Consider the following 26,686-nt stretch of genomic DNA (forward strand, 5'->3'; position numbering starts at 1 on the left):
GGATGCGGTGGACGCCGGAGATGCGGCGTCACGCGGTTTGGGGGTGACGTCTGTCTTCGGGCAGGACGGATCTGCGCCAGCACTGCCACTGGCAAGGAGACGGCCGACCTTGGGATGGAAAGAGCCCCGGACAGTGTGACGGACGACCAAATCGAAACGCGTTCGGCCAAGTGCTTTGCGGCTACCCTGTCCCTCCGCCCTGGGACATTAATTTTGGTGATGGGACCGTTCGCCATGGCAGATGTGCAAGCAACCGAAAAAATACCGCAGGCGGAACGCTGGGCACTCGCTCGGCGCCTCCGAAAGTCCTGATGCACTCTAAATTGCGGAAGACCGCATTCGCATCAGGCACCAAGGGTGCAACGGGCACCCGGCGTTCCGCACGCCCTCTCACAGGGGGCGGGAATGCAAGAGACGACGGCGCCCCCGCGCCGCAAACAATGGGGGCGATGACGCATGTCTGAAGAACAGTGGCTGTTTGAAATTTGAATCCGTGACGACGTAACGCGCTATTAGCGCCACACACGCAGCGGCAGGACGACACCCCCACAAACAAAAAAGGCCGGCGTGATGCCGGCCTTTCCGTCGAAGATCGAATCGATGTCGTACTTGCTCAGTACTTGGCGACCACCGGGCCGCCCCAGCCGAAGCGATAATTCAGGCCGGCCTTGATGGTGTGCTCGTCGTTGTTGAAGCTCGTCGAGCCGCCGGGAATGGCCGTCGAGGTGATCGTGGTGTTGCCGAAGTTATAGTACTGATATTCGACCTTGCCCGACCAGTTCGGCGAGAACATGTATTCGAGACCGCCACCGACCGTGTAGCCGTCCTTCTTGTTGCCATCGATCACAGCAACCGCGGGAGCCACAGCGGCGATGGTCAGGTTGTTGTTATCCTTCCAGGCGTAACCGCCCTTGGCGTAGAGCAGTGCCGGACCCCAGGTGTAACCGAGACGACCGGTGACCGAGCCGAGCTGATCGTTACCGCCGCCCGTGATGGTCGTGCCATTCGGGAAGACGAGGCTGGTATTGCTGCTCGCCAGCCAGCTGTACTGGGCTTCGACACCGACCACCCAGTTGGTGGCGAACTGATAGTCGAAGCCGCCCTGCACACCGCCCATGAACCGGCCGCTATCGCCGACGAGGCTGTTGCCGTCACCGAAGGCGCCGCCGAGATGGCCGCCGATGTAGAAACCGGTCCAATTGTAGACCAAAGCCGGCGCCGTATAGGCCGGGGCCTTGGTATAGGTCCGCGCCGGAAGGTCGGCAGCGAAGGCTGAAGATGAGATCGCGGCCACGGCAACGATGGCCGACGCGCTGAGCAAAAGCTTCTTCATGGTTGTTCCCCTGTGTTGCGTAATGACCATCGAAAAACAACGTGGCGGCAGTTTGGTTGCTTCACGGCAGGCGTTGCCACATCGATGTTTGCCGACTGCGACAAAGCAGCAACACTTTTGGATTTATTCATTTTCAGGCGGAGCGAAATGGCTTTTGGTTCAATGCTCACACGAACTTGATCGGGTTTTCAGTGTCCAGATACCCACGCCGGGCTGCGGCAATCTCGTGGCGACGTTGCGGTCAGTTGAGGGCGCCAACGTCGGCATTGATCGTGCTCGCATCGAGCACCGACAGCAGATCTAAAGAGCTGCCAACAACGCGCTACCGCGTCATCTTTTCCATTTCGGGGAACGGCGCGTAGGTGGCGCCGGCGCAGGCTTCGGTGACATTCTCGACAATGCGATCGAGGCGCTTGTCGACATAGGATACCGCCCGCTCCTGCGGCGCGGTGTATCTGCCATCGAAATCCTTCGCCGTGTAGCGCACGCAACTGACATAGCGCAGCCGTCCGCCGACGGTGCGCTGCACCGGCTCCGCCATCATGGCGTCACGAACGCCGACCGGATTGTTCAGATAGGTCTTGAAGAACGCCAGCAGATCGACGCGATAATTGGTCGGAAATGGCTGCGCGGCAACGCCCTGGTCATCCGTGAAGCTGATGCCACCGGCGCCGCCTCCTCCGCATGCTGCAAGCCAAAGCGGCAGCAGTACCGCTACTGCCTGTTTCGCCGATATCCCCAAATGCCGTCTCATCCGTCGTGCCGTCTCAATTACGCAGGCGTGTTCCCGTCATGCCTGTCCTAGACGGTTCGCCCGGGAATTGGAATTCGCATCTCGGTGACGGACCCGCGCGAACGAACCAGCCTGCTGCACCTCAGGGATGTTATGCATCCCAGGGGATAGGCGCAGCAGGCCGGCCGTTGAAACTCCGCGATCGCGGCTGGGCAATATGAGGCCGCGACCGCGGAGCCCCCTCAGCCGCGCTTGTGCGCGACTGTGGTCTGGATGGCGGTGTGCTTGTGAACTTTGTGAACGCTTATCTTCTTGTGGAAGCGATGATGAGGACGGGCATGGCGGTGATGATGGCGGACCATTTTCGCATTTGCGTTCAGCACGCCGGGCTTGGCCTGCACCTTGTTATCGGCCGACGTCACCGGCTTGGTGATCGGCGCCGGCGTGGTCTTGGCGATACCGGCAGCCATCGCGGGAGCGGCAAGCATGGAAACTACGATCAACGCGGTGGAAATTTTCTTCAACATGGTCGTCTCCTGTCGGTCTCGATCACGAAGTTGACCGGTCGGTTGGCCGGGCTTGTCGATCAATGCAGTCAGACTAGCGACGCTGCGCTGAACCCACTCTGAGGAAGCCGGACAGGCTTCGTTCATCTCGATGACATCCTCGTCATGATCGGCTGGGTCAGGCGTCCTGCCCCAAGTCTGCTGCCACAAGTCTGCTCCCATGCCGGCAAAGGCGGGAATGAACACCCACGCCCGGTGTTCACAACCTGAGACTTCCGTGTCAGATTATTGCTGTTGCAAACAGGAGCGCTGCATGACCCACCTCGCGATCAGGCTGACGACGCTGGCAATGTTTTCCGTGGCCGTTGCCGCCACGCCCTCGTTGACCCCGGCCTATGCCGCAGGCGGCGATACGCCTTCCGCACCGCCGGCGTCCGACACCAAGGGCACCAAGGACAAGAAGAAGAAAACCGAGACCAGGAATCCGAACAGCGAGAATGCCGCGTTCCTCGCTGACTATCGTGCGGCCTATGCCACGGTCTATGACAAGCAGGACTACGCGGCCGCCATCGCGCAGCTCAAGGCGCTCGGCCAGGACGACCGCGCCGATGTCGCCAACCTGATCGGCTACTCCTATCGCAAGCTCGGCGACTACAAGGTCTCGCAGATCTGGTACGAGCGCGCGCTGAAGGCCGACCCCGCCCATGTCCGCACCTGGCAGTATTACGGATTGTGGCAGGTCGAACAGGGCAACCGCGATCAGGCGCAGTATCATCTCAACAAGATTGCTGCGCTGAGCGGCAAAGATTCAGCCGAATATAAATCGCTCGCTGCTGCGCTGGACAAGGCGCCCGGCTCCGGTCCCACCTACTGATCCCATTCGCGGATCAGTCAGCCGGCGCAGTCCTTCGGATTGCGCCGGCTTTGTTATGGCTGAGAGATCAGCTCATATTCGCGGCTGCGACGCTCTCCTCACATTGAGACCTCTGATGGATCCCTGGCTGAAGCCCGCGCTCGACTACATCCACGACTGGCTCTCATTCCAGATGGCAACGACGCAGCAACCCGGCTGCCTCGTGGCCATCGCGCATCGCGGCAAGATCGTCGCTGAATATGCCTTCGGTCACGCCGACCTCGCGACCGGCGAGAAGCTGACGCCGCGGCATCGCTTCCGGATCGCCTCGCATTCGAAAAGCTTCACATCTGCCGGACTGATGAAGCTCCGCGAGCAACGCAAATTGCGCCTCGACGATCCCGTTGGCGACCATGTGAAAGGCCTGCATCCGCAGGTCGCTGCAACGACTATCGGACAATTACTGTCGCATACCGCCGGCCTCACGCGCGACGGCGTCGATGCCGGGCAGTTCATCGACAGCCGCCCCTATCTCGACAAGAAGGAGCTATTGTCCGAGCTGCAGCAACCGCCCGCGATTGCGCCCGGCACGCGGCTGAAATATTCCAACCATGGCTTTGGCCTGCTCGGCCTCGTCATCGAAGCTGTCACCAGCGAGCCCTATCGCGACTGGATCAGGCGCGAGATCATTGATGCGGTCGGCCTGCGCGAGACCCAGCCCGACATGCCGCTGACAAAGGGCGCGCCCCTCGCGCAAGGTCATACGCCGCGGCTTCCGCTCGACCGCCGTCTGGTCATTCCCGGCGACACGCCGTGCCACGCCATCACGCCTGCTGCGGGCTTCGTCAGCACCGCAGCCGACATCGCGCGCTTCTTCGCGCAGCTTGCACCCAATGCAAAGCACAGCGTGCTGTCTGCGGCGGGCCGGCGTGAGATGACGCGGCGGCACTGGCGCAATCCGCACGCAACTATCGAGAGCTATTACGGCCTCGGCACCATGAACGGCACCACCGCCGGCTGGGACTGGTTCGGCCACAATGGCGGATTTCATGGCTATATCTCGCGCACCGCCGTTATCCCGGCCTGCGAGCTGACGATCTCGGTTTTCACCAACGCCACCGACGGCTGGGCGCCCATCTGGGTTGATGGCGCCATGCATATCCTGCGCGCATTCGCCCAGCGCGGCGCGCCGCAAAAGCGCGTCCGCGACTGGACGGGACGCATGTGGACCTCATGGAGCGCGTTTGATCTGGTGCCCATCGGAGACCGGGTGCTGGTCGCCACGCCTCAGGCGATCAATCCCTTCATGGACGTCGCCGAGATCGAGGTGACCGGCAAGGACAAGGGCACGATCGCCGCGGCCGCGGGTTATTCCAGTTATGGGGAAGCAGTCCGGAGGGTCCGTAGCAAGACCGGGAAAGTGACCGAGGTTTGGCTCGCCGGCAGCAAATTAAGGCCCGAAAAGGCGGTCGCGGAGGAGTTGACCCGCAAATATGGAGCAACCGGGCGCCGCTCGCCCCGTTAACGATGCGGCGCTCCCTGCAGCCCGGCCGTCTCAAAGACCTGCTATCCTTTCGCTCGACAAGCCCCAGCGAGGTCGGCTAGACGACCCCGCGCAATCACGCAGCATGAGCCGGCGATCCCCTGATGAACCCGTCCAAGCGCTATGACCGGATCGCCTTCGTGGCCAGTACCAGCGGTGAAGCGCAGGCAGCGCTCGACCAGCTGACGCAGCTCTATGGCAATGCCGATCCGGAAACCGCCGATATCATCGTAGCCCTCGGCGGCGACGGGTTGATGCTGAAGACGCTGCACGACTTCATGCGCACGGGCAAACCGATCTACGGCATGCATCGCGGCACCGTCGGTTTCCTGATGAACGAGTTCTCGACGCTTGATCTGCATGCGCGCCTCACCGCGGCGCGCGAGACGCTGATCAACCCGCTGCTGATGCGCGCCACGGACGTCCATGGCGGCGTGCACATCCATCACGCCATCAACGAGGTCTCGCTGTTTCGCCAGACGCATCAACTGGCGCGCCTGCGCATCCTCATCGATGAACGCGAACGGATGGCCGAACTTGCCGCCGATGGCATCCTCGTGGCTACGCCGGCCGGCTCAACCGCCTATAACCTGTCGGCGCAGGGTCCGATCCTGCCGATCAATGCCGCGCTGCTGGCACTGACGCCGATCAGCGCGTTCCGCCCGCGGCGCTGGCGCGGCGCGCTGCTTCCCAATACGGCGATCGTCGCAATCGAGGTGCTGGAAGGCGAAAAGCGCCCGGTGGCCGCCGTCGCCGACAACGAGGAAGCCCGCGACGTCCGGCGGGTCGAAATCATCTCCGACAAGTCGATTTCGATGCGCATGATGTTCGACCCCGGCCACAGCCTGGAAGAACGCATCCTGAGCGAACAGTTCGGATACTAGAATTCATCCAACTGATACCGCCGAGGGACTTATGCCGTTCGATTTCGTCCTTGTGGCAGGCCCCTTGGTCCGAGGATCAAGCTGGGAGTCGACGGCCGAACATCTGCGGGGGGCAGGATGCCTTGTCCAAGTACCGGACATATTGGCTTACCATGCCTCGCCACCTGCATGGAGCGCATGGACCCAAAGTCTTCTCGATCATATCGTGCCGAGCAGCCAACTGATTGTGGTGGGACATAGTTCTGCAAGTCATCTTGCTGTCGATCTGGCGACCAGGCTGCCCATGCGTGGCGTCATCATTGTCGATGGCGATGTGCCCCCATCGCATGGCGCAGCCTCACCCGTCAGACCCGCCTTGCGCGACCACGTGAAAAACCTCGCCGGTGCCGACGGGACGCTTCCGATTTGGTCACAATGGTTTTTTGGGGATGCCCGTCGCGCATCTCTGGTTGGCATTGATATCTTGGCCAGAGATCCCGTAGCCTTCGCGCAATTCGAAAGTGAACTTCCCAAAATGCACGTCGATTGGTTCGATGACACGATCGAACTCCCGCGCTGGGATCATGTGCCTGCCGGCTTCATCCAGACTTCAACAATTTACGATCATGCAGCCGCAGAAGCTCAGCGACGCGCCTGGCCAGTTACGAGGCTAAATGGCACGCATTTGCATCCCATGCTCCGCCCCGCAGAGACCGCGGACGCGATTCTTGGAATATCGCGTCGACTTGGGACGTCCCCATAGCGGACTGGGCTCCTGCAGTGCCTCAACCATTCGTTAAGACGCGGCGCGGTATGGTTAACATCGGGTAACGGTCCCAGCCCGGTTCGAGCCGCATCATGTTCCGTATCGACTTCAACAAGCTGCGTTTTCTAGTCTGCGACGACAATCCGCACATGCGGCGCATCCTGCGCACGCTGCTGCATTCGTTCGGCGCCCGCGAAGTCTACGAAGCCGAGGACGGCGCCACGGCGCTGGAAATGTACAGCCACTACGTGCCGGACATTGTGATCGCCGACTGGGCGATGCCGATTTTCGACGGGCTGGAACTGGCGCAGATGATCCGGCAGCCGGATTCCAAGGGCAATCCCTACGCGCCGATCATCATGCTGACCGGACATTCCGAGAAACGCCGCATCACCATGGCGCGCGATGCCGGCGTCACCGAATTTCTGGCGAAACCAATTTCGGCCAAGGGTCTCTATCTGCGCATCATGAGCGTGGTTGCGCATCCCCGCCCCTTCATCAAGACGAAGAACTATTTCGGGCCGGATCGCCGCCGCAACACCACCGTCGCCTATATCGGACCGGAACGCCGCAATGGCGGTGAGGCCGAGGTTCTGCAGCAGCCGTCGCTGCTGGATAAAGCCCGTGTCACTGGCTAGCGCAATGTTCGGAGAAACGACCATGGCCAAGAACAAAGCGCCGGCGCCGCCGAAGGTGCAGGCTTTCGCCGATCACCAAGTCATCACGCCGCCGAACACACTGAAGCACGCGATCCGCCGCGTGATCGATCGCGAGCTCGACGATCCCGTCGCGCGCGCCGAACAGGCTCTGGCCAATCTCTCCGGCGAGTTCAAGACCTGGATGCGCAGCGAATGCGACCGCCTTGCCGCAGCACATGCCGCGATCCTGAAGAAGGGCTTCGATACGCACACCCGCGGCGAGCTGTTTCGCGCCGCTCACGACATCAAGGGCGACGCCTCGACCTTCGGCTTTCCTGCCGCTGGCGTCGCCGCCGAAAGCCTGTGCCGGATTCTCGAACACGCCCCCGATCTCGATGCGGTGCCGCCGGATCTGATCCAGCACCATATCGATGCGATCCAGGCCATCGTGCGCGAGCACAACACCATCGAGAAGGCCGGCGTGGCCAACGAACTCAGCGCCCGCCTGCGTGCTGTTGCGGATGACTATCTGACGCTAGTCAATCGGGATCGGCCGGACCATCTCGAGATGATCTCGGCGCCGAGCATCGTTCCGAAGGAATAGCGTCGCTCCGCAATTTCGTTTGATGCGATCGAAACACTCTCCACGTCATGGCCGGGCTTGACCCGACCATCCATCTATTGAAATGCGCTGGTGTCGAACGATGGATGCCCGGCTCAAGGCCGGGCATGACGACTGAGATATTCGATGCCTACGCCGCGATCAGCTGATACTCGTCGCGCGCATTCGCCTGTTCGGCCAGTTCATCGCAGAACACCCGCGCTTCCTCGCGGGCCGATTCCGTTGCGAAACGCCGCAGCAGGATCAACAGCGGCTCGGACGCCGCCTCGTCGGTCTCACACACCGTCAACACGCGCTCGACCATGCGACGGCGCAGCCGCACCGCGCCGCCGACAGAGCCGATGAAACCGATTTCGTTGCGCGCAGCCAGCGCGGCGCGGAAGGCAGGGAATGTCGACTCCGGCAGGCCTGCGCGGGCAAGCAATGCGTTCAGCCCGGCACCGACGCCGTCATAGACCAGCGCGGCCACGCGGCTCTGCGGCAGGCCGGACAGCTCCACCAGCGCCTGGTCGAACAGGTCGAGATTGCCCGACAGCAGGGCACGGAGGATCAGGCCGACGGTCAGTTGCCCGGCTTCGCGCAGGTGATGGACGAGATCGCGCATCTCGTCGCCGCGCGAACGCGACGCAATATTGACCGTGGAGCGCGCCATCGCCTCGTCGGCAATGCGCTCGGCACGATCCGGCGACAGCCAGTTACGCGCAACGACAAAGCGGGTCAGTGTTTCGGAGAGCTTGGCCACCAGTGCGAGGCGCGTCGTCGCCGGCAGGTCGCTAAGGGCCAGCATCGCTTCGCGGATGGCGGCGAGATGACCGTGACGCTCGACGATACGATCCCAGGAGAATTGCGCCAGTTCGGCATACGGATTTTCAATGAGTTCGAGCGCCGCAGCGGCAGAGCCGACTTCGGCAATGGCGGCGCAGATCGAAATCGGCAGATTGATGCGGCGCGCGACCGCGCATTGCAGTTCGCTGTTCCCCGTCGCGACGATGTCGACCAGATCGGCATCGATCAGCAGCGGCGAATGTTCGAGCACTGGAAGCGACACACAGGGCTGATCCACCGACAGCGCCTGCACGATGGCCGGGGGCGCCGACGGCGCGCGGGCAAAAACCTGCGCCATGGCCTGGCGCACCAGCGGCGATGCGTCATCGAGCAGCATCAGCAGCGCGCCTTCGGCGGCGGCACGGTCGTCGTCTGAAAGGTCAGAAAAAATCCAGGCCCGCGCCAAAGAGCGCGTTGCCTCTGCCCGCTCGCTGGCTGGAGCGGTCCGTACCCAACTGATGAACTGCCGAACAATCATGGTTCTGCCAGCCTACGCAACAAGATCAACACCGAAACGCGATGCCACTGTCAGAGAAAATAAACCATCCCACTTAACAAACGGTTCACCATAAGCTTATGGGTTTGTTGAGGTTTTATTAAGGGATCGGACACGCGGGGAAATCTGTGGCTCCCGGTGAATATCACACATCCCGCCTCATCCTGAGGAGCGCGCCCTTGCGCGCGTCTCGAAGGATGGCCGCTAGCGGCGATGCCTGCCAACCGCTCATGGTTCGAGACGGCGCTGCGCGCCTCCTCACCATGAGGGGACGGAGCTAACTACTAAAAGTCCCGGCGCGATCGCTGAACAGATCGAGCGGCTTGGGCACGCCGACTTCAGGTGCCTTCGGCAGCGACGTGGACGTCAGTGACGTGCGGTTGCCCCACAATTCCTGTACGGCCGGCGACACAGGTTGCGCACGATCACCGCCCTGGAACAGCGACCGGAAAATCGGCTGTTCCTGCACGGCCGTCGACGACTGATCGGATGCAAAGCTTGCGACCTGCGCCGTGCTCAGATCCGGGAAGCGCGACAGGAACGTCGCATTGCTGGACGGCGTCAGTGGCGAGACTGCCTGCGCCGTCACCACACCCGCGGATGCCATCGCCGTCCGCGTCGCCGTGGAATTCGCAGCACTGTCATAGCGCGCCGACAGCACCGAATAGACCTGAGACACGCTGCGCGCGCTGCCGCTCTGATCGTAGAAGATTGGCCGGTTCGCTGCGGCGGCATTCGGAAACAGTGCAGCGCCCGATGCGCTCGGATTGTTCGCCGCATTGTTGATCAGCTTGGAGGCGCCGCTGACGCCCATGAAATGCGCCATGTATAGTTCGGAGTCGCTGGGACGGCGCCCGATCTCGCCAGTGAGCTTGAAACTGTTGGACTGCGTCAGCACGCCGGCCATCGCTGAACTCGCGACGGGATCGTCACGCAGTTTCAGGATCTCAGCCTTCGCAGCCGGATCGCTCACCGAATAACTTCCCGACGGCGACTTGGTGATGGCGTCGGCATATTTGCCGTAGCCGAGCTGCGTGCCGGCTTCCTTCACAGTGCCGAGCCAGGTCTGCTCGATGAACTGGAACAGGCCCTTGGCCGAGGATGTCGAAGCCGTGGCCGTGGGATTGAAATTGGATTCCATCTTGGCGGTGGCGAGCAGATATTCGAAGCTCGTGCCCGTGGTGCCGGCAGCATTCTTGATCGCGCCGGTCACCTGACTGCGCGTTGACGAGAGTGCTGATGCGAGGTTGGTCGCGTCGACCGCCATAGTGTGGTGCCCCGCTGCCGCGACATGACCACCGGGAATCGTGCCCTGTCAGCCGTGCGGAAGCCGCGGACACAGTGGGACATTCATGGTTAACGAAACGCTAAGGCGGTTTTGGCGCCCAACACCTCCATCCTTGGTTGCATATTTTACAGAGCATTAACGCGAGAGTGTTTCCGTATGTGTCTGACGGAGCTTCGCTCCCGTCGGTAACGGGAATGGAGATCACGATGGTTGCGGTCCCAAATGGCGCAAACGCGAATTCGACGTCGACCCAACCGTGGGACAAAGCGGCCCCCGCTGCCGTTGCGCCCGCCAAGCCATCCGTCTCATCCGACAAGCCTGCATCTGCGCCGGCAGCCCCTGCCGCCTTTGTATCGCTGTCGGACCGCGCCAAGGCGATCATCGAAAAGGCCAAGGCCGATCAGGCCGCGACCGAAGGGCTCACCGATACATTCGACGAAATGCTGACGAAGCGAACCGACGCCCTGGCCGACCGCCTCTCCAAAGCGTTCGAGAAAATGAACATCCCGCCGGAATATGCGACGCATATGAAGGTCGACAAATTCGGCAACGTGACTGCCGAAGGCCCCTGGAAGGCCAAGATCGAGAAGATGTTCAGCGACGATCCGGCGCTTGCCAAGGAGATGAAGGAAGTCTCGGGCCTGAATGCCCTGAAGGCGGCGCAAGCTTCGCTCGATCTCTATAACGAGCAGAAGAAATCGACCAATAGCGAAGCGAAACAGGCGGAAGCCTGGAAGAACTACAATATCCGTTCGATGAACATCCAGACCCTGTCTGGCGTCATGACCATGAAGGACGGCCAGCTCCGGTCGGCGGCCGTCGATTACATGGACATGATCGCCGATCCGACCGGCATCAGCGCCGCCACGTCCCGGCAGGACTTCGCCAACCGGCTGGCGTGACCTGAGATCAGAGCCAGTTCAGCTTCCGTAGACCGACACCGGATCGAACACCTTGTCCGCATCGATGAACGAGACCTTCGCTGCCCCAGCCTCGCCCTTGGTGATCGCGCGGTAGAAACATGAGCGACGGCCGGTGTGGCAGGCGGCGCCGCCGATCTGCTCGACCTTGATCCAGATTGCATCCTGATCGCAATCCATCCGCATCTCGACCACGCGCTGGGTCTTGCCCGAGCTCTCGCCCTTGCGCCATAGCGCCTTGCGCGAACGGCTGTAATACCAGGCATCGCCGGTTTCGATAGTGTTGCGCAGCGCCTCTTCATTCATATGCGCCACCATCAGCACGTCGCCATTCGCCACGTCGGTCGTCACGACGGTAACGAGACCGGCAGCGTCGAATTTCGGCGTGAGCACGAGGCCTTCTTCGAGATCATGGCTGTGCGCGTGCGATGTATTGGACACGGGAAAATCTCTCGCTGTGGTCGTCAAACGAAAATCGGGCGCCTGATGCGCCCGACACTCTAGCAGCAAATCACGATCGTCGCGCGATCAGCGCGACGTGGGTTTAGCGCGACATGGACTGGATCATCGACATGAACCGCGCCTGCTCGGCAGGATTGTCGCGGAAATTGCCGGTGAAACGCGTGGTGAAAGTGCGTGAGCCTTCCTTGCGGATGCCGCGGGCCGACATGCAGGTGTGCTCAGCCTCGACCATCACGGCAACGCCGCGCGGCTTCAGCACTTCATCGACCGCGGCAGCCAGCTGCGCGGTCAGATGCTCCTGGGTCTGCAGCCGATGGCCGAAGATATCCACCAGACGCGCCAGCTTGGAAAGACCCACGACGCGCTCCACCGGCGTATAGGCAATATGCGCCTTGCCGTAGAACGGCATCATGTGATGCTCGCAATGGGAGACGAAGGCCATGTCGCGGATCAGCACGAAATCATCATAGCCCGCGGTCTCGCCGAAGGTCCGGTTCAGGACCTCGGCCGGGCACTGATGATACCCCTGGAATAGCTCATCATAGGCCTCGACCACGCGCCGCGGGGTGTCCATGAGGCCTTCGCGCTGCGGATTCTCGCCGATATAGGCGAGCAAAGTCTGCACGGCCTGCTCTGCCTCGGCGCGCGAGGGCCGCAGCTGGTCGGGATTTACCGCCGCAGCCAGAAATTCGGCGGGATCGAGCTCCGCCGGCCGGAATTCCTGCACTTTGCTCTCGGTCGGCTTGCCATCCGGGGATTTGCCGCGAAGCGGCTTGATCACAGCGTCCATCTTTACTCCGTTCGACCGGCCCCACGGGAGGCCGGAGTGTCACCGGGCAGACGGGGCGGCAAGGCCGCCGGACGCCTGAGTCCGTCAATAAAACATCGTCTTGCGACAATAACACCGAGGCCGCCGAACTGAATTCTCAAATTCCGGCGATCTGGAGAACGCCCGGCGCTCTGTTCGCCGGGCTCCGCCCTATATAGTGGACCATTACGACTGTTGCCAGCCATCAGGCTACCCACTCATCACATTTAAATCGTTGGTCTTTTTCCTATTATTCCCAGCACGCGATTCAAGGGCAATGCGGGCAGTTCCCATGTGAGCCTAGGGTGATGACCCGATACTTCAGAACGGCGCGGAGAAACAATCTTGGCAGCGCGCATCGCGTCAAACAGCTCCCCGCGCGACTCTTATGGAGGACGCAGGTTCGGAGGGAGATGCCAGAAACAGCGCGAACGATCCGTAACCTAGGCATTGGTTGGAGGAAAAGGCGATGGCGGCATCCTGCAAGTATGAAATCAGCATTCTGAAACACGACGAGCAAGAAATCGTTCTTGCTACTCATCATCCCGCCATCGGCAAATTAACGCGCGACAAGCTGGAGAGCCTTCGTTCGAGGCTACGGGATTTTCATGGCAAGGAGCACACCCTAGCGCGGCATCGACAGCGCGAAGCAAGAGGAAAAGCCGAACCGAGGGGCAGCAGCTTTTCGGGAACAGCCGAGCATGCAACTCAGCGCAAGCAAGTCTTCGTTGCTGCTATAAAACGCGTTAGCAAGGAGCTGAAGCGCCTGCAGAACTTCGAAGCAAAAAAGGAACTCGGAGAGACCGCCAGGCGCGCATTGGCCCTGCGACGGGCACAGCAATTCTCTCGACCGCAGAATGATCTTCGCCCTGGTGAAGGAATGCGCTCCATCCCGAGCCGGCGCCGGAATATCAAGATTCCTCCTTCACGGATTGGGAGGGTGTCGCAGGCGAACAAGCGCGCGCAGGCTCGGCGCGACGTCAGCCGCGGAAGCGATTAAGCGGCGCGGAGGGATACGGAATTCTTTTTGTCTGTCTCAAGGAGGAGCGCCGGCTGATCGAAGATCATCGAGGCTTTAGATCTGTTGCCCTCACGGATCGCATGTGACCCGATCGGCGCGCCTTCCTTCTGAAGATGTTGGGCGGCCGCTAGAGTGTCCCTACATGAGGGAGACGGCTGCGACCTGCAAAATCCGTGCGTCGCCAAAAACATAACTGCTCACAGACCATTGAAACTGCTGATCTTTTATTTCATGGAATGGACGCTATATAGAGTCCAGTTCCTCGCGCGCCAAAGACGTGATCCCGGTGACCGATGGTACAGTTAAGGTCCGAACCAGATGCTGAACGACATCTATAACAAGCGCATCATCGAGCTCGCCGGTAACATTCCCCGGCTGGGCCGCCTCCCTGCCCCCGATGCGTCAGCCACCGCCCATTCCAAGCTTTGCGGATCGACCGTCAAGATCGATCTCATGATGGATGCCGATGTGGTCACCGACTTCGCCCATGACGTGAAGGCCTGCGCCCTCGGCCAGGCCTCGTCGTCGATCATGGCGCGTCATGTGGTGGGCTCGACCGCCGGAGAATTGCGTGCGCTGCGCGAGACCGTGCGCAAGATGCTGAAGGAAAACGGCGCACCGCCATCGGATGGAAAGTGGGCAGATATCGCCCTGCTCGAACCGGTCCGCGACTACAAGGCGCGCCATGCCTCGACGCTTCTCACATTCGATGCGGTCGTGGACGCCATCGGGCAGATTGAAGCCAAGTCAAACACCGGAGCTAGCCAGCCGACGCCGGCATAACGCCAGCGCGGCTATTTCCCTGACGGTGCCGATGCGACGCCGCCAGTCGGCACCGAAGCCTCGGCCGTCTTGGTCGACTTCGTCGAAGACACGACCGGCGCCGAAGCAACCGGGGTGTTTTCATTCTCCGGCCCGCTCACGAAACGATCCTGTACCGACTTCGGCACCAGTGATGCAACCGGCGCCTGCTGCTCGCGAGGCTCGGGCAACACATCACCGACACTATGGCTGGTGACCAGATTGGTCAGCTTCAACTCGGCTTCCGTAAGCCGATGTAGATCGTCCCACGGCGGCACGCTGAGCGACAATGACAAGAGATCGCCAGTGCCTCCCATGTCGAAGGTGTATTTGGCGAGACGGCCGATATCCCGCTCGACGATCATCAGATCATTTGCCGTATAGCTCGCAGCCTTCGGGTCGTCGGCGCGGTCGCCCATCCAGATCTGATGGACGCGCACCAGGGATTCCTCGGCCACATACCGGGTCTTGCCCGCCAGCAGCAGAAAAACGCACATGGATTCGCAATAGGCCTGCGGCACGACCGCCGGCTTCATGACGCCCGAGGACGATTGCAGGTCGACCGTGATACCGACTGTGGTGCGCAGACCAAGCTTGCGCCAGCGCCGGCCCATGGTGATGGCGTCATTGACCGAGCCGCCGCTGGAATCCAGCACCACTGTCGCGTCAGTCAGATCGCGGCCTTTGGAAAACTCGTCGAAATCCCTGACGGTGTCGCCGGTGACAATCCCCACCGCGCCGATCCAGCCACGGCAATTCGGCTCGCAGGCCACCCAGGTGAAGCGCATCGGGAGTTTGCGTTCTTCGAGAACGGCTGCAGCTTGGGCAGAGGACACGGCCGAAGCCAGCAGGCCCGCCGCGAGTCCGGGAAGAACGATGCAAAAGGCCGCGGCGCGAAACAGCGCCGAACTACCTGATCGAAGCGACCTCATACGTCCCAAGTCGGTTCCTTCCCCGCACTCTCATGAGCAATGGCAACGGCCCCAAACAACGCTCATGATTCTGTCACACGGGCGTTAAGTGAAAACCTAACGAGCTTCGCCGCAGCGTCCAGTTACTTTTGCTGCACTGCATGCAATAAATTGGCAGGTGTGTCTCCAATGCATAAGTAGATAGGTTCCATGCAAAGGAACCGGGCAAAACCCGGCTGATCTGATAGCAATCCGACCATGAAACATTCATCCATGTGCCCGAACTGCGTCGGTACTATTCAACGGCTGCCGCGCAATGCCGGTCGCGGCATGATCTGGATATACCGCCACACGCTGTCTCCGCTGGTCGGCTACAATTGCCGGCACCTGCCAACCTGTTCGGTCTATGGCGACGAAGCGATCGAGCGCTACGGATTGTGGGCCGGCGGCTGGATGACACTGGCCCGACTGCTCCGCTGCCAGCCATGGGGCACGTCGGGTATCGACAACGTGCCGGTCAAGCTGTCGCCCGATGCCCGTTGGTACACACCGTGGCGCTACGCGCGCTGGCGCGGTGTCAATGACAGCGCAAACTAGAAGCTTACGCAGACATTGCCGACCTTCGTGAGCACGGACTGCTGATTGAACTGCCGCTTATAGCTGTCCGCGATGGCAACGAGGTCGGCACGTTTCTGAGCGTCGTCGGCGAAAGTGATCAGAACGACCTTTGCCCTTTCGCGGACATCAACATTACGCACGCCGTCGCGCCACTGCCCGTCTCCATCGATGACAGTGAGACCATCGGGAAAGCGGGGCGTGATTTCCCTTGCGACGAAATTTGCAAATGCAGATTCGCTGATACCGGGCCGATCGCCAATGTTGCGGCCGAAGATCATCTCCGCAGACACCATGACGCGCGACGGCGGCAGACACGCTTGCGGCGGCAGCCATGCACAGCCGCTCATCAGCACACTGACTGTTAATGTAGCAAGGCATGCGGAGAACAGTTGGCGGATATGTCGCGGCACACCGAACCTCAAATTATCAAAGCTATTTTTACAAAATGCCTACTGGTGGGATTGTTGAATAACATTTGATACCATAGGGTGCCGCCACTTCATCTCGCCAAATTCATCTTCACTTAACATCATTGCCCGGGGCACTCAGGTGGAAGACGGCCTATACGAAGTACATTTTCATACTATTCATGGCACCGGGACCGGCGTCGTCTATGCAATCGGCGGAAAGCTGCGCGGCGGCAACTCCGCTTTCGCCTTCATGGGCAACTATCAAAACAGAGGCGAGACCATCTCTGTCAAGGTGTCATCGAAACGCTACAACCCGGATCAGAGCTTCAAGTCGGTGTTCGGCTTTGAAGGTGTCACACTGGCATTGACCGGTCGCGTCAATGGCGACCTGCTCGATTTCGAAGGCAGTGCGCTGCAATTGCCCGGCGTGCCGTTCAAGGCGCAACTGACCCGCATCTGCGACTAAGCGACACGTCCCGACATTTTACGGCTGAACGCGATGGCCACCAGTGCCGTCGTCAGGAAACCCATCGCGACAAACCCCGACGCGTGGAAGTATCCGCCGGCGAACAGCGCGCCACCGATGCCCGATCCAATCGCCTGGCCGACATAGAGCATCGATGTATTGAGCGAGACCGACGCCGCACCGGCCGACGGTGCCGCCATGATCAAGCGGACCTGCTGCATCGACGTGATGGCGCCGAAGCCGAGCCCCCAGATCGCGACGCCGAGCGCCATCACGGGCAGATGGCCTGCGCCGAGCGTCCAGACCGTCATGCCGGCCAACACCAGCGATGTCGATAGAATGGAGGTCCTCAGCGGCCCCCAGCTATCGACGATCCGCGTCGCCGTCATGATGCCGAGAAAACCGCAGACGCCGTAGATCGCGAAGACGGATGCCGCTGCGTCGTGCCCTGCGCCCGCGAGACGTTCGAGCAGCGGCGCCATGAAGGTGAAGATCGAGAACTGCCCGGCGATCTGCAGCATGGTGATCGACAGCAACAACAGCACGAGCCGGTTGCGCGCCAGCGACGACCATGTGCTGAGATCGACAGTGGCGCCGAACAGCCCGCGCGGAATCCGCCACACCAGCAACACTAGACTGATGCAACTCATTACGCCGACGCAGCCATAGACCTCGCGCCAGCCGAAGCGGCTGGCGATGAAAGTCACCAGCGGCAGACCGACCGCAGCGGCGAGGGTCCAGCCGAGAAAGACGTAAGCGACGCTGCTACCCCGCTTCTCCGGCGGCACCAGCATGCCGACCACGCCTGCCGCCTGCGGAGTATACGGTGCCGCAGCGATGCACATCACCAGGCGGATAGCGAGCAGCACCGCATAGTTGGGCGCAAGGGCCGAAGCGAGATTGCACACGGCCACGACCGCGATGACGCCGATCAACATGTGCCGCCGCTCGATCCGGCTGGTCAGCCACGACATCAGCGGTGAGCAGATGCACAGCATCACTGCGCCGAAGGTGATGAGCAGTCCTGCCTCGCGCATCGTGACACCCAGCCCCGCCGACAGCTCGCCAAGCATCGCCGTCGGCCCCAGCAGGCCGATGCCGGTGACGAAATTACCGATCATGAGTGCGGTGGGCGCGTAAGGGCGGGAGACTGTCAAGATATCGCATCTTATGGATGCAACTGCATGCAAGTCAAACCTGCAAGCCAAGCGTGCAAATCAGGTCAGCCAGACTGGTGTTGCAACGCCCGAATCGGCTGCTATACCGCTCGTCCGCTTACCTGCGCCCGTGTGCAGGAGTGAGCCACAGGAGAGAAGACATGACAGAGAATGAAGGCTCGGGATTCAAGTTCGGCCTCGCCAACCTCACCCCCGCCGAAACCAACAATATCACCGTTACATTCCCTGACGGCGCCAAGCGCGAATTTGCGAAGGGCACGACCGGTTTCGAGATCGCCAAGGGCATCTCGCCGTCGCTGGCCAAGCGCACCGTCGCCATGGCGCTGGACGGCACCGTCTCGGATCTCTCCGATCCGATCGACGCCGACGCCAAGATCGATTTCATCAACCGCGACGACCCCCGCGCGCTGGAGCTGATCCGGCATGACGCGGCGCATGTGCTGGCCGAAGCCGTGCAGACGCTGTGGCCGGGCACCCAGGTGACCATCGGTCCGGTGATCGAGAACGGTTTCTACTACGACTTCTTCCGCAACGAGCCATTCACGCCCGAGGACTTCGGCGCGATCGAGAAGAAAATGCGCGAGATCATCGCGCGCGACAAACCGTTCACCAAGGACGTCTGGGATCGCGAGAAGACCAAACAGGTCTTCCGCGACAAGGGCGAAGCCTTCAAGGTCGAGCTGGTCGACGCCATTCCCGGCAACGAGCCGATCAAGATCTACTACCAGGGCGACTGGTTCGACCTCTGCCGCGGCCCGCATATGACGTCGGTCGGCAAGGTCGGCAACGCCTTCAAACTGATGAAGGTGGCCGGCGCCTATTGGCGCGGCGACAGCAACAATCCGATGCTGACGCGAATCTACGGCACGGCCTTCGCCAAACAGGAAGACCTCGACGCGTATCTGAAACAGATCGAGGAAGCCGAGAAGCGCGACCACCGTAAATTGGGTCGCGAACTCGACCTGTTCCACTTCCAGGAAGAAGGCCCGGGCGTCGTGTTCTGGCATCCCAAGGGCTGGACCATCTTCCAGGCGCTGATCGCCTATATGCGCCGCCGCCTCAATGGCGACTACAGCGAAGTCAATGCGCCGCAGATCCTCGACAAGGTATTGTGGGAGACTTCGGGCCACTGGGAATGGTACCGCGAGAACATGTTCGCGGCGCAGTCCGCCGGCGACGAAGCCGAGGACAAGCGCTGGTTTGCGCTGAAGCCGATGAACTGCCCTGGCCACGTGCAGATCTTCAAGCATGGCCTCAAGAGCTACCGCGACCTGCCGCTGCGCCTTGCCGAGTTCGGCGTCGTGCATCGCTATGAGCCATCGGGCGCCATGCACGGGTTGATGCGCGTGCGCGGCTTCACCCAGGACGACGCCCATGTGTTCTGTACCGAGCAACAGCTCGCCGACGAATGCCTCAAGATCAACGATCTGATCCTGTCGACCTATTCCGACTTCGGCTTCGGCGACATCGTGGTCAAACTGTCGACGCGGCCGGAAAAGCGCGTCGGCACCGACGAGATGTGGGATCACGCCGAGCGCGTGATGGCCACCGTGCTGTCGGTGATCGAAAGCCAGTCCGGTGGTCGCATCAAGACCGAGATCTCGCCTGGCGAGGGCGCGTTCTACGGACCGAAGTTCGAATATGTGCTGCGCGACGCCATCGGCCGTGACTGGCAGTGTGGCACCACGCAGGTCGACTTCAACCTGCCGGAGCGTTTCGGTGCGTTCTATATCGACGCCGACGGATCGAAGAAGGCGCCGGTGATGGTGCATCGCGCGATCTGCGGCTCGATGGAGCGCTTCATCGGTATCCTGATCGAGCACTTCGCCGGCAACTTCCCGCTCTGGCTGTCGCCGGTGCAGGTGGTGGTCACCACGATCACCTCGGAAGGCGATGAGTACGCCAAGGTCGTCGCCGCAGCCGCGCGCAAGGCCGGCCTCCGCGTCGAGATCGATCTGCGCAACGAAAAGATCAACTACAAGGTCCGCGAACACTCGCTGGCCAAGATCCCTGCCCTGCTCGTGGTCGGCAAGAAGGAAGCCGAAACCGGCCAGGTCTCGGTGCGCCGCCTCGGCAGCGACGGCCAGAAGGTCAGTTCGCTCGAGGAAGCCCTCGCCGCACTGGTCGACGAGGCGACACCGCCCGACGTGAAGCGCGCACTGGCAGAGGGATGAGCCGATGAGCGACGATGAAGAGATCGAGATCGAAGCCTATCCGCTTCGGTCCTATCAGCTGATCGCCGATCCCAACCGGCCGGACGTGGTCGCGCTGGCATTCGAGACTGAGCGTGGCCATAGCCTCTATCTGGCCTCGCGGGCCGTGCTGGAGGATCTGGGCCGGGATCTGCTGGACCGCGCCTCCAAGATGCCGGAGCACAAAACGGTCAGCTGAGCGGATGCGCGCGGTCACAATCCGTCTAAATCAGCAAGGCCCGCCTCGTGGCGGGCCTTTTCGCGTGGTAAGCGGTCATTCAATTCCTGCGAATTCTGCGCATCCTCATCTGTGAGAACTGCCCGTGCCCGACATCATCGACTTCCTGAAGACCCGCCGCTCCGTCAAACCGCGCGAAATGACCGGCTCCGGCCCCTCATCCGCCGAACTCGAAACCATCCTGACCATTGGGGCACGGGTGCCGGACCACGGCAAGCTGGCGCCATGGCGCTTCATCATTTTCGAGGGTGACGCCCGCAAACGCGCGGGCAACGTCATCGCCACCGTGTTCGCACGGAAGAATCCCGATGCACCTGTCGAGGAGATCGAGGCGCAGAAACACAAGCTGACGGAAGCGCCGCTGGTGATCGGCGTGGTGAGCATCATCAAGCAGCATCCGAAGATTCCGCCATGGGAGCAGGAACTGTCCGCAGGTGCGAGCTGCTTGAATATTGTGTCGGCCGCCACAGCCATGGGTTATGGCGCCAACTGGCTGACCGGCTGGATGGTCTATGACCGCGACGTGCTCGAAGGCCTCGGCCTCGCCGCCAATGAAAAACTGGCCGGCTTCATCCATATCGGCGGCAAACCCGACAAGGTGATCGAGGACCGGCCGCGGCCAGAACTCAAGGACGTCGTGACCCGGTTCTGAACCGGATTTACGCGGCCTGGGACGCCTGGCTGCCAAACCGTCGCAGCAGGCTCTCGATTTCCGATGCTGGCTTCGCAGGGCTGAACAGAAAGCCCTGCACCTCGTTGCAGCCTTCCGCGCGCAGCCAGTCGAGCTGATCGATCGTCTCGACGCCCTCAGCCGTCGTGGTGATGTTCATGCTGCGACCGAGTCCTGAGATTGCGCGCACGATGGCGACACAATCGGGGCGCTCGATCAGATCTTTCACGAAAGACCGATCAATCTTGATCTTGTCGAACGGGAAGCTGCGGAGATAGCTCAGGCTGGAATAGCCGGTGCCGAAATCGTCCATCGAGATGCGGACGCCCAGCGCACGCAGCTGATGCAGGATAGCCAGGTTGGCCTCGGTTTCCGCAAGAAACACCGACTCGGTGATTTCCAGCTCCAGACGATGCGGCGACAGGCCGGAATAAGCCAGCGCGGCAACAACGACCTGCACCAGGTTGCGGCTGCGGAACTGCACCGGCGAGAGATTGACCGCGACCTTGATATCGTCCGGCCACTTGGCAGCTTCGGCGCAGGCCTTGCGCAGCACCCACTCGCCGAGCGTGACGATGAGGCCGATATCCTCGGCGACCGGGATGAAATCCGCAGGCGAGATCATGCCTTTGTCGGGATGTTTCCAGCGCAGCAGCGCTTCGAATCCAGTGATGCGATCGGCGGCCAGATCGACCAGCGGCTGGTAGTGCAATTCAAAGTCCCCATCAGCGAAAGCGCTACGCAGATCGAGCTCCATGTCGCGGCGCTTCTGCGCCTGACGATCCATCTCGCGCTCGAAGAAGCGATGCACACCGCCGCCTTCGGACTTGGCCCGGTACAATGCCATGTCGGCATTGCGCATCAGCTCTTCGCTGGTATCGCCATCGCCAGGTGACATGGCGATACCGATGCTGGCGCCGATCACAACCTCGACGCCGTTCATGTCATAGGGCGCGCTGATGATCTCGATCAGCCGCGCGGCAAAATCGTTGGCTTCGTTGGGCGTGATATCGGCTGCCAACACCACGGCAAATTCGTCGCCGCCGAGCCGGGCTGCAAGATTGTTGCCGCGGACCTCGGCGCGCATCCGCGCGGCGACCATCTTCAGCAGCCGATCCCCCATCGGATGACCGAATGAGTCATTCACGTTCTTGAACAGATCGAGATCAATGCAGAGAACCGCGACATGTTTGGTCGGATTGTCGTGATCCAGCGCCTGGGCCAGACGCTCCTGATAAAAAACACGATTCGGCAAATCCGTCAGCGCATCGTGATGCGCCATATGCGCCACACGCGCCTCGGCCTTGCGACGCTCGGTAATGTCGACAACAGCCACGAGAAAGCCGTCGCGGCCTTCGAACATCACGCGGCGGCCATAGGTCAGCACCTCGATCTCGCTTCCGTCGGCCTTCAGGTGGCGCCAGTTGCGATCCGACTGATAGATATCTCCGAGCTGCATCAGCGCACGCGTGTGGAGCTCCCATTCATCGCGCGGCCAGATTTCCTTGAGTTGCATGCGCAGGAAAGTGGCGCGATCGTATCCGTAATGCGCGACAGCCGCGTCATTGACGCTGAGAAAATCCATCGTCTCGGCATCGAACACCCACATTGGCATCGGATTGCTGTCGAACAGCAGCCGGAACGAGGCCTCGCGGCGCTTAATGTCGGTGACGTCAGACACAGTCAGCGACACCAAGTCGCCAAAAGCGGTGGCGCTGAGCCGAAGGTTGCGATCATCGCTGTCGATTTCAAGCTGACCGCTCTGGCCATTGGCGATCATGGACAGCAGCCATTTCGTCACGCTCGGCAGCGACAATGCGTGACCGCCTGCACTCAGCTTGCGCCACTGAAGGTCGGCGGGTGATACTTTCAGCAGGCGCGAAGCGCCCTGATTATGATGCACGATCTGGAAGTCAAAAGCCTGGCTTGCAGAATCCCGGATTGCCGCAAGCGACACGATGCCTTCGTCCGTCGACGAGAAGATCGCATCGACCAGATTGTAACGGGTGCCCTGCTCGTTGACATAGACGCCGACCAACCGGCCACCCCAGCGTGACGCTGTCGGCAGCGCCAGAATGTCATAGGTGTGGACGAGACCGTCACGCACGCAATGCGCCACCATCAGATGCGGCCTGTTGGCCTGCAACGCGCAGTTTGCGGCTTCCGTTAGCGCACGCACGCAATCAGGTGCCAGCACGTCGAGCGGAATGCCCCAGCGATCGTCACCCAACCACTGTTGCACATAGCGGCCGCTGCGTGACACTTCGAGCGTCTCACCTTCGACCTTCAGCAGGACGATGTGATCGGCCATCCGCCCAAGACTGCCGAGCATCACTTCTTCATAGCCGGGCAGAATCTGGCCGGGACGAACGGCCGCCCGCCATTTGCGTTGCAAGGCGGGAATGTCGTCGAACAACTTGACGTCCGGGCTTCCGGATAACTGTCTGGCCGCGATCACGACATCCCCTTCGGAACACTTGTAGCGATACGTGCTATTCGGGCTATGGGGATTAACGTCATGTAAACGTTCCGCGGCCGCGGACGGCAACGACGTGTTATAACGCGACAAACTGGCACGATGGTTAGTTGGCGATTCAGGACCATGACACGCGCATGACAATTCATTCGCGTTTGAAGCGTGTTGTCTGCAACGAGATCTTTGTTCTGGAAGATTGTTGAGTAGCTTGCGAGCAGCAGTTAGCGCGCGACGACTTCGATCTCGCCGTCGACACCGTTCACGACGTTGAAGGGGCGCTCGAACACCTTGCCTTCGTTCTTGGCGATGGCGCGGTACTCGCCTTCCGCCAGTGTGACGCGCGGGAAGGCGCCGATCGATTCCTTGATGACGTCGCCGGCCGGCGTGATCACCGACCATGCGGTGTTGGCCAGGGCCTCGCCGCCCTTGTCGCTCACCAGCTTCATGGTGATGACTGCCGCACGATGCGTGATGGTCACGTCGGTGAGCTTGCTCGCCTGCACGCGGATGTCGGAGCGCACCACCGAATTGGCGTCGCCGTAATTCGAGATGATGTAGTAGGTGCCTTCCTGCAGCAGCACGACATCACCGGCAGGAACGCTCGGCAGCAGCGGCGTGCGCTCGCCGCCTTCGAACTGGCTGCCCTTGTAGATCGAGAACGAGATCTGGTTCTGTGGAATCTTCGTGGTGCCGACGCGGCCCTCGATCCGCAATCCGCCTGCGGGCAGCACGAACGCTTCACGATCGGTCTCGGACTTGATGGTCACCGGACGAACGGCGCTCACAAGGCCCAGCGCCACATGGACCACATAGCTGCCCGGCGGCAGCACGATGTTCGGCGTGGCGCCGCGATCCTCGCGGATCAGCTTGAAGGCACCAGTCTCGTCCGGCCTGTCGGAATAAACCCGCCAGACCAGACCGCTATTGATGACCGGCATATCCTTGCCATAGCGCGCCGTCAGCGCCAGCACGCCCTGTGCGGGGCCCGTTGGAGCAGCCTGGACTGGCGATGGCACGGGCGGCGCGACATTGGCGACCGGCGGCTGCGTCAGCGGCGCCGGCAACAGGGGGGTGGAAGCAGGACCGGACGGCGGCGCGAGGCTGATGGCCGGACCCGACGGGACATCCGGGATCGAGCCCGGCGGAACCGGTGCCGGACGGTCCGAAAAGAACTGCGCAGATGCGGCTTGGGGCAAGGCAACAGCCTGCAGCAGAGCGAGGGCCAGCACCATAGCCAGCCGTCCGCTCCGGCCGGATGTTCGCAAATCATGGCCCCGTGCAGTCATGATCATGCTTTTCACCCAAAACGCGACAAATTCAAGCCTTGACGCGGCTGTCTCGCCGCCAGACCCACAATCGCGTGAGGCCCCCAGGAACCGGTGCGCCGTGCGGTAACGGGTCGCTCTGCAGTCACATTTGGTGCCTAAACCTCGCAAACGCGACATAAATCATGAATTAGCTACCGTCTGGAATGATGGCGCAGCTGCATTTAATATCGGCGGCGTCGAGGAGCTTAGTGTGCTGGAGATTTTGATGGGGCGCGGCCAGAATGGCGCGAACGGTCGCGACAAGCCTGGTTTGGGAAGCGTTCGACGTCCGATCATCGGTCTGGCGCTGGGCGGCGGTGCGGCGCGCGGTTTCGCCCATATCGGGATCCTCCGCACTTTGCTCGCCCATGGCATCGTCCCGAACGTCGTGGTGGGCACCTCGATCGGTGCCGTAGTTGGCGGATCCTACGCCGCCGGCCACCTCGATACGCTCGAGGAATGGGCGCGCAGTCTGCAGCCCCGCAATATTCTCAGCTATCTCGACATTCGCCTGAACGGCTCAGGCCTGATCGGCGGCAACAAGCTGGCCGCACAGCTCGAAGCGTCGCTGGGCCATACGCTGATCGAAGATCTCCCGCTGAAATTCGCCAGCGTCGCCACCGAGGTGCGCACTGGCCATGAAATCTGGCTGACTCATGGTCGCCTGGTCGATGCAATGCGCGCGTCCTATGCGCTGCCGGGCATCTTCTCTCCGGTTCTGGTCGGCGATCGCTGGCTGGTCGACGGCGCGCTGGTCAATCCGGTGCCGGTATCGGCGGCGCGCGCGCTGGGCGCTGAGATTGTCATCGCAGCCAATCTCAGCAATGACGTGTTTGGCCATTCGACCACGATTTTCGACCATGGCACGGGACCTGAAATGGCCGAGCCCATCATCGAAGTCGAAGAGCCCAAGCGCGGTTTCAGCAAGTTCTTCTCGGCCGAGCGCACCATGAAACGCGAATTCTTCGGTGGCGGCGGACGACCGGGCATCTCTACCGTAATGGTCGATGCCTTCAACATCATGCAGGATCGCATCACCCGCGCGCGCCTTGCCGGCGATCCGCCGGATCTCCTGATCGCACCGCGCGTTGGCCGCATCGGCTGGTTCGATTTCCACCGCGCCGAAGAAATGATCACGCTTGGCGCGCGTGCTGCAGAACGCGCCGTCGAGTCCATTCAAGAGGCGATCGAAATCCTCGCCCCCGAAGTGGCAAACTCACCTGCGCCAGTCGTTGCGCAGAAGCCGACCACTTCGCAGAGCTGAGCACGGCGGGCTCAGGCCGTCGCAATATATTCGCGCAGCGCTTCCTGTTCGCGTTCGAATTCGCGCAAGCGAAATTTGACGACGTCACCGATCGAGATCAGGCCAACGACCTTCTCGTCCTCGATAACGGGCAGATGCCTGAATTTTCCGGTCGTCATCTTTTCCATGATTGCACCGACCGTATCGGCCGGTTTGCAGCCAATGACCTTGCGCGTCATCACGGCGCTCACGTCTTCATCCAGCGCCGCGGCGCCGCGCTCTCCGATCACCCGCACGATATCACGCTCAGACAGGATACCATCGATGTGGTGATGGCTCATCACCAGCACGGCACCTATTCTTCGCTGTGACAGCATCTGCACTACCGACGAGACCTTATCGTTCGGCGAGACGCTGATGATCTGGTGGCCTTTGGAACCGAGAATTGCACGTACCGTCATTGTCGCCTCCTAAGTCGACCATGCCCTTTGTCGGGCGC

At 61.4% G+C, this 26,686-nt stretch carries 29 protein-coding genes; 16 read left to right on the forward strand and 13 right to left on the reverse strand.

All coding sequences use genetic code 11. The features are described 5' to 3' along the window. Positions 1 to 613: 613 nt before the first annotated feature. Complete coding sequence (locus tag HP556_RS00440) at positions 614 to 1,333, reverse strand: outer membrane protein (protein ID WP_089264886.1); 720 nt, start codon at positions 1,331 to 1,333, stop codon at positions 614 to 616. Between the two features lie 22 nt (positions 1,334 to 1,355). Here HP556_RS00440 and HP556_RS00445 point away from each other — a divergent pair, with 22 nt between their 5' ends. Continuing rightward, positions 1,356 to 1,637, forward strand: coding sequence for a hypothetical protein (locus HP556_RS00445; protein WP_147421562.1), 282 nt, complete (start codon positions 1,356 to 1,358; stop codon positions 1,635 to 1,637). Positions 1,638 to 1,655: 18 nt separating this feature from the next. Here the strand turns inward: HP556_RS00445 and HP556_RS00450 are convergent, their stop codons facing one another. Both HP556_RS00450 and HP556_RS30145 read right to left on the reverse strand, forming a co-directional pair. Next, complete coding sequence (locus HP556_RS00450; protein WP_246297243.1) at positions 1,656 to 2,087, reverse strand: hypothetical protein; 432 nt, start codon at positions 2,085 to 2,087, stop codon at positions 1,656 to 1,658. A 221-nt stretch (positions 2,088 to 2,308) separates the two neighbouring features. Beyond that, the gene (locus HP556_RS30145) at positions 2,309 to 2,818 is read right to left on the reverse strand and encodes a His-rich protein BRANT (protein WP_246297244.1); all 510 of its coding nucleotides are present in this window, start codon (positions 2,816 to 2,818) and stop codon (positions 2,309 to 2,311) included. Positions 2,819 to 2,885: 67 nt separating this feature from the next. On the opposite strand from HP556_RS30145, the gene HP556_RS00460 reads away from it, so the two are divergent. The 6 genes from HP556_RS00460 to HP556_RS00485 all read left to right on the forward strand — a co-directional run bounded on the left by HP556_RS00460 (position 2,886) and on the right by HP556_RS00485 (position 7,839). After that, positions 2,886 to 3,446 (forward strand): tetratricopeptide repeat protein, encoded by a 561-nt coding sequence (locus HP556_RS00460; protein WP_175365498.1) that lies wholly within the window; start codon positions 2,886 to 2,888, stop codon positions 3,444 to 3,446. Between the two features lie 115 nt (positions 3,447 to 3,561). Then, on the forward strand, positions 3,562 to 4,950 hold the full coding sequence (locus tag HP556_RS00465; RefSeq protein WP_175365499.1) for a serine hydrolase domain-containing protein: 1,389 nt from the start codon (positions 3,562 to 3,564) through the stop codon (positions 4,948 to 4,950). Positions 4,951 to 5,072: 122 nt separating this feature from the next. Beyond that, positions 5,073 to 5,852 (forward strand): NAD kinase, encoded by a 780-nt coding sequence (locus HP556_RS00470; RefSeq protein ID WP_093762060.1) that lies wholly within the window; start codon positions 5,073 to 5,075, stop codon positions 5,850 to 5,852. A gap of 31 nt (positions 5,853 to 5,883) precedes the next feature. Then, positions 5,884 to 6,594, forward strand: a complete 711-nt coding sequence (locus HP556_RS00475; protein ID WP_175365500.1) for an alpha/beta hydrolase — start codon at positions 5,884 to 5,886, stop codon at positions 6,592 to 6,594. Positions 6,595 to 6,689: 95 nt separating this feature from the next. Beyond that, positions 6,690 to 7,235, forward strand: a complete 546-nt coding sequence (locus HP556_RS00480; RefSeq protein WP_068731951.1) for a response regulator — start codon at positions 6,690 to 6,692, stop codon at positions 7,233 to 7,235. A 22-nt stretch (positions 7,236 to 7,257) separates the two neighbouring features. After that, positions 7,258 to 7,839 (forward strand): Hpt domain-containing protein, encoded by a 582-nt coding sequence (locus tag HP556_RS00485; protein ID WP_175365501.1) that lies wholly within the window; start codon positions 7,258 to 7,260, stop codon positions 7,837 to 7,839. A gap of 148 nt (positions 7,840 to 7,987) precedes the next feature. Here the strand turns inward: HP556_RS00485 and HP556_RS00490 are convergent, their stop codons facing one another. Next, positions 7,988 to 9,160 carry a DUF2336 domain-containing protein gene (locus HP556_RS00490; RefSeq protein ID WP_175365502.1) on the reverse strand — a complete coding sequence of 391 codons (1,173 nt, stop codon included), beginning with the start codon at positions 9,158 to 9,160 and terminating at the stop codon, positions 7,988 to 7,990. 295 nt (positions 9,161 to 9,455) lie between these two features. After that, a complete protein-coding gene (locus HP556_RS00495; RefSeq protein ID WP_175365503.1) occupies positions 9,456 to 10,445 on the reverse strand; it encodes a transglycosylase SLT domain-containing protein in 990 nt (329 codons plus the stop codon). 227 nt (positions 10,446 to 10,672) lie between these two features. Here HP556_RS00495 and HP556_RS00500 point away from each other — a divergent pair, with 227 nt between their 5' ends. After that, positions 10,673 to 11,368: a hypothetical protein gene (locus HP556_RS00500; RefSeq protein WP_175365504.1), complete on the forward strand. Its 696-nt coding sequence runs from the start codon at positions 10,673 to 10,675 to the stop codon at positions 11,366 to 11,368. A gap of 18 nt (positions 11,369 to 11,386) precedes the next feature. Here HP556_RS00500 and hisI read toward each other — a convergent pair whose 3' ends face one another. Together hisI and folE are read right to left on the reverse strand one after the other, a co-directional pair. Beyond that, on the reverse strand, positions 11,387 to 11,827 hold the full coding sequence (gene hisI, locus HP556_RS00505; RefSeq protein WP_175365505.1) for a phosphoribosyl-AMP cyclohydrolase: 441 nt from the start codon (positions 11,825 to 11,827) through the stop codon (positions 11,387 to 11,389). Between the two features lie 103 nt (positions 11,828 to 11,930). Beyond that, on the reverse strand, positions 11,931 to 12,638 hold the full coding sequence (folE, locus tag HP556_RS00510) for a GTP cyclohydrolase I FolE (RefSeq protein WP_175365506.1): 708 nt from the start codon (positions 12,636 to 12,638) through the stop codon (positions 11,931 to 11,933). A gap of 487 nt (positions 12,639 to 13,125) precedes the next feature. Here folE and HP556_RS00515 point away from each other — a divergent pair, with 487 nt between their 5' ends. Then, positions 13,126 to 13,656, forward strand: a complete 531-nt coding sequence (locus tag HP556_RS00515; protein WP_175365507.1) for a hypothetical protein — start codon at positions 13,126 to 13,128, stop codon at positions 13,654 to 13,656. 339 nt (positions 13,657 to 13,995) lie between these two features. Further along, a complete protein-coding gene (locus tag HP556_RS00520) occupies positions 13,996 to 14,460 on the forward strand; it encodes an iron-sulfur cluster assembly scaffold protein (protein ID WP_175365508.1) in 465 nt (154 codons plus the stop codon). 11 nt (positions 14,461 to 14,471) lie between these two features. Here the strand turns inward: HP556_RS00520 and HP556_RS00525 are convergent, their stop codons facing one another. Further along, complete coding sequence (locus HP556_RS00525; RefSeq protein ID WP_246297246.1) at positions 14,472 to 15,410, reverse strand: COG3904 family protein; 939 nt, start codon at positions 15,408 to 15,410, stop codon at positions 14,472 to 14,474. A gap of 237 nt (positions 15,411 to 15,647) precedes the next feature. Here HP556_RS00525 and yidD point away from each other — a divergent pair, with 237 nt between their 5' ends. Then, entirely contained in the window at positions 15,648 to 15,986 is a 339-nt protein-coding gene (yidD, locus tag HP556_RS00530; RefSeq protein WP_175365509.1) for a membrane protein insertion efficiency factor YidD, read from the forward strand. On the opposite strand, the gene HP556_RS00535 is transcribed toward yidD, so the two are convergent. After that, positions 15,983 to 16,417 (reverse strand): DUF3574 domain-containing protein, encoded by a 435-nt coding sequence (locus HP556_RS00535; RefSeq protein ID WP_338117511.1) that lies wholly within the window; start codon positions 16,415 to 16,417, stop codon positions 15,983 to 15,985. The genes yidD and HP556_RS00535 overlap by 4 nt on opposite strands. Positions 16,418 to 16,556: 139 nt before the next feature. Between HP556_RS00535 and HP556_RS00540 the strand changes: the two genes are divergently transcribed. Continuing rightward, the gene (locus HP556_RS00540) at positions 16,557 to 16,883 is read left to right on the forward strand and encodes a GrlR family regulatory protein (protein WP_093762042.1); all 327 of its coding nucleotides are present in this window, start codon (positions 16,557 to 16,559) and stop codon (positions 16,881 to 16,883) included. Here the strand turns inward: HP556_RS00540 and HP556_RS00545 are convergent. Then, on the reverse strand, positions 16,880 to 18,004 hold the full coding sequence (locus tag HP556_RS00545) for an MFS transporter (protein WP_175365523.1): 1,125 nt from the start codon (positions 18,002 to 18,004) through the stop codon (positions 16,880 to 16,882). The two genes, HP556_RS00540 and HP556_RS00545, sit on opposite strands and share 4 nt — an antisense overlap. A gap of 197 nt (positions 18,005 to 18,201) precedes the next feature. Here HP556_RS00545 and thrS point away from each other — a divergent pair, with 197 nt between their 5' ends. From thrS to HP556_RS00560, 3 genes are all read left to right on the forward strand, one after another. Continuing rightward, positions 18,202 to 20,235 carry a threonine--tRNA ligase gene (thrS, locus tag HP556_RS00550; protein ID WP_175365510.1) on the forward strand — a complete coding sequence of 678 codons (2,034 nt, stop codon included), beginning with the start codon at positions 18,202 to 18,204 and terminating at the stop codon, positions 20,233 to 20,235. 4 nt (positions 20,236 to 20,239) lie between these two features. Further along, a complete protein-coding gene (locus HP556_RS00555; RefSeq protein WP_068731927.1) occupies positions 20,240 to 20,452 on the forward strand; it encodes a hypothetical protein in 213 nt (70 codons plus the stop codon). A 124-nt stretch (positions 20,453 to 20,576) separates the two neighbouring features. Further along, on the forward strand, positions 20,577 to 21,143 hold the full coding sequence (locus HP556_RS00560; RefSeq protein ID WP_175365511.1) for a nitroreductase family protein: 567 nt from the start codon (positions 20,577 to 20,579) through the stop codon (positions 21,141 to 21,143). Between the two features lie 7 nt (positions 21,144 to 21,150). On the opposite strand, the gene HP556_RS00565 is transcribed toward HP556_RS00560, so the two are convergent. Next, the gene (locus HP556_RS00565) at positions 21,151 to 23,619 is read right to left on the reverse strand and encodes an EAL domain-containing protein (protein WP_175365512.1); all 2,469 of its coding nucleotides are present in this window, start codon (positions 23,617 to 23,619) and stop codon (positions 21,151 to 21,153) included. A 239-nt stretch (positions 23,620 to 23,858) separates the two neighbouring features. After that, positions 23,859 to 24,929: a hypothetical protein gene (locus tag HP556_RS00570; protein WP_420878634.1), complete on the reverse strand. Its 1,071-nt coding sequence runs from the start codon at positions 24,927 to 24,929 to the stop codon at positions 23,859 to 23,861. A 226-nt stretch (positions 24,930 to 25,155) separates the two neighbouring features. Here HP556_RS00570 and HP556_RS00575 point away from each other — a divergent pair, with 226 nt between their 5' ends. Continuing rightward, positions 25,156 to 26,208: a patatin-like phospholipase family protein gene (locus tag HP556_RS00575; RefSeq protein WP_170849844.1), complete on the forward strand. Its 1,053-nt coding sequence runs from the start codon at positions 25,156 to 25,158 to the stop codon at positions 26,206 to 26,208. An 11-nt stretch (positions 26,209 to 26,219) separates the two neighbouring features. On the opposite strand, the gene HP556_RS00580 is transcribed toward HP556_RS00575, so the two are convergent. Continuing rightward, positions 26,220 to 26,648, reverse strand: a complete 429-nt coding sequence (locus HP556_RS00580; protein WP_175365513.1) for a CBS domain-containing protein — start codon at positions 26,646 to 26,648, stop codon at positions 26,220 to 26,222. Positions 26,649 to 26,686: the final 38 nt, after the last annotated feature.

Source organism: Tardiphaga robiniae (assembly GCF_013359755.1).
Lineage (GTDB): Bacteria > Pseudomonadota > Alphaproteobacteria > Rhizobiales > Xanthobacteraceae > Tardiphaga > Tardiphaga robiniae.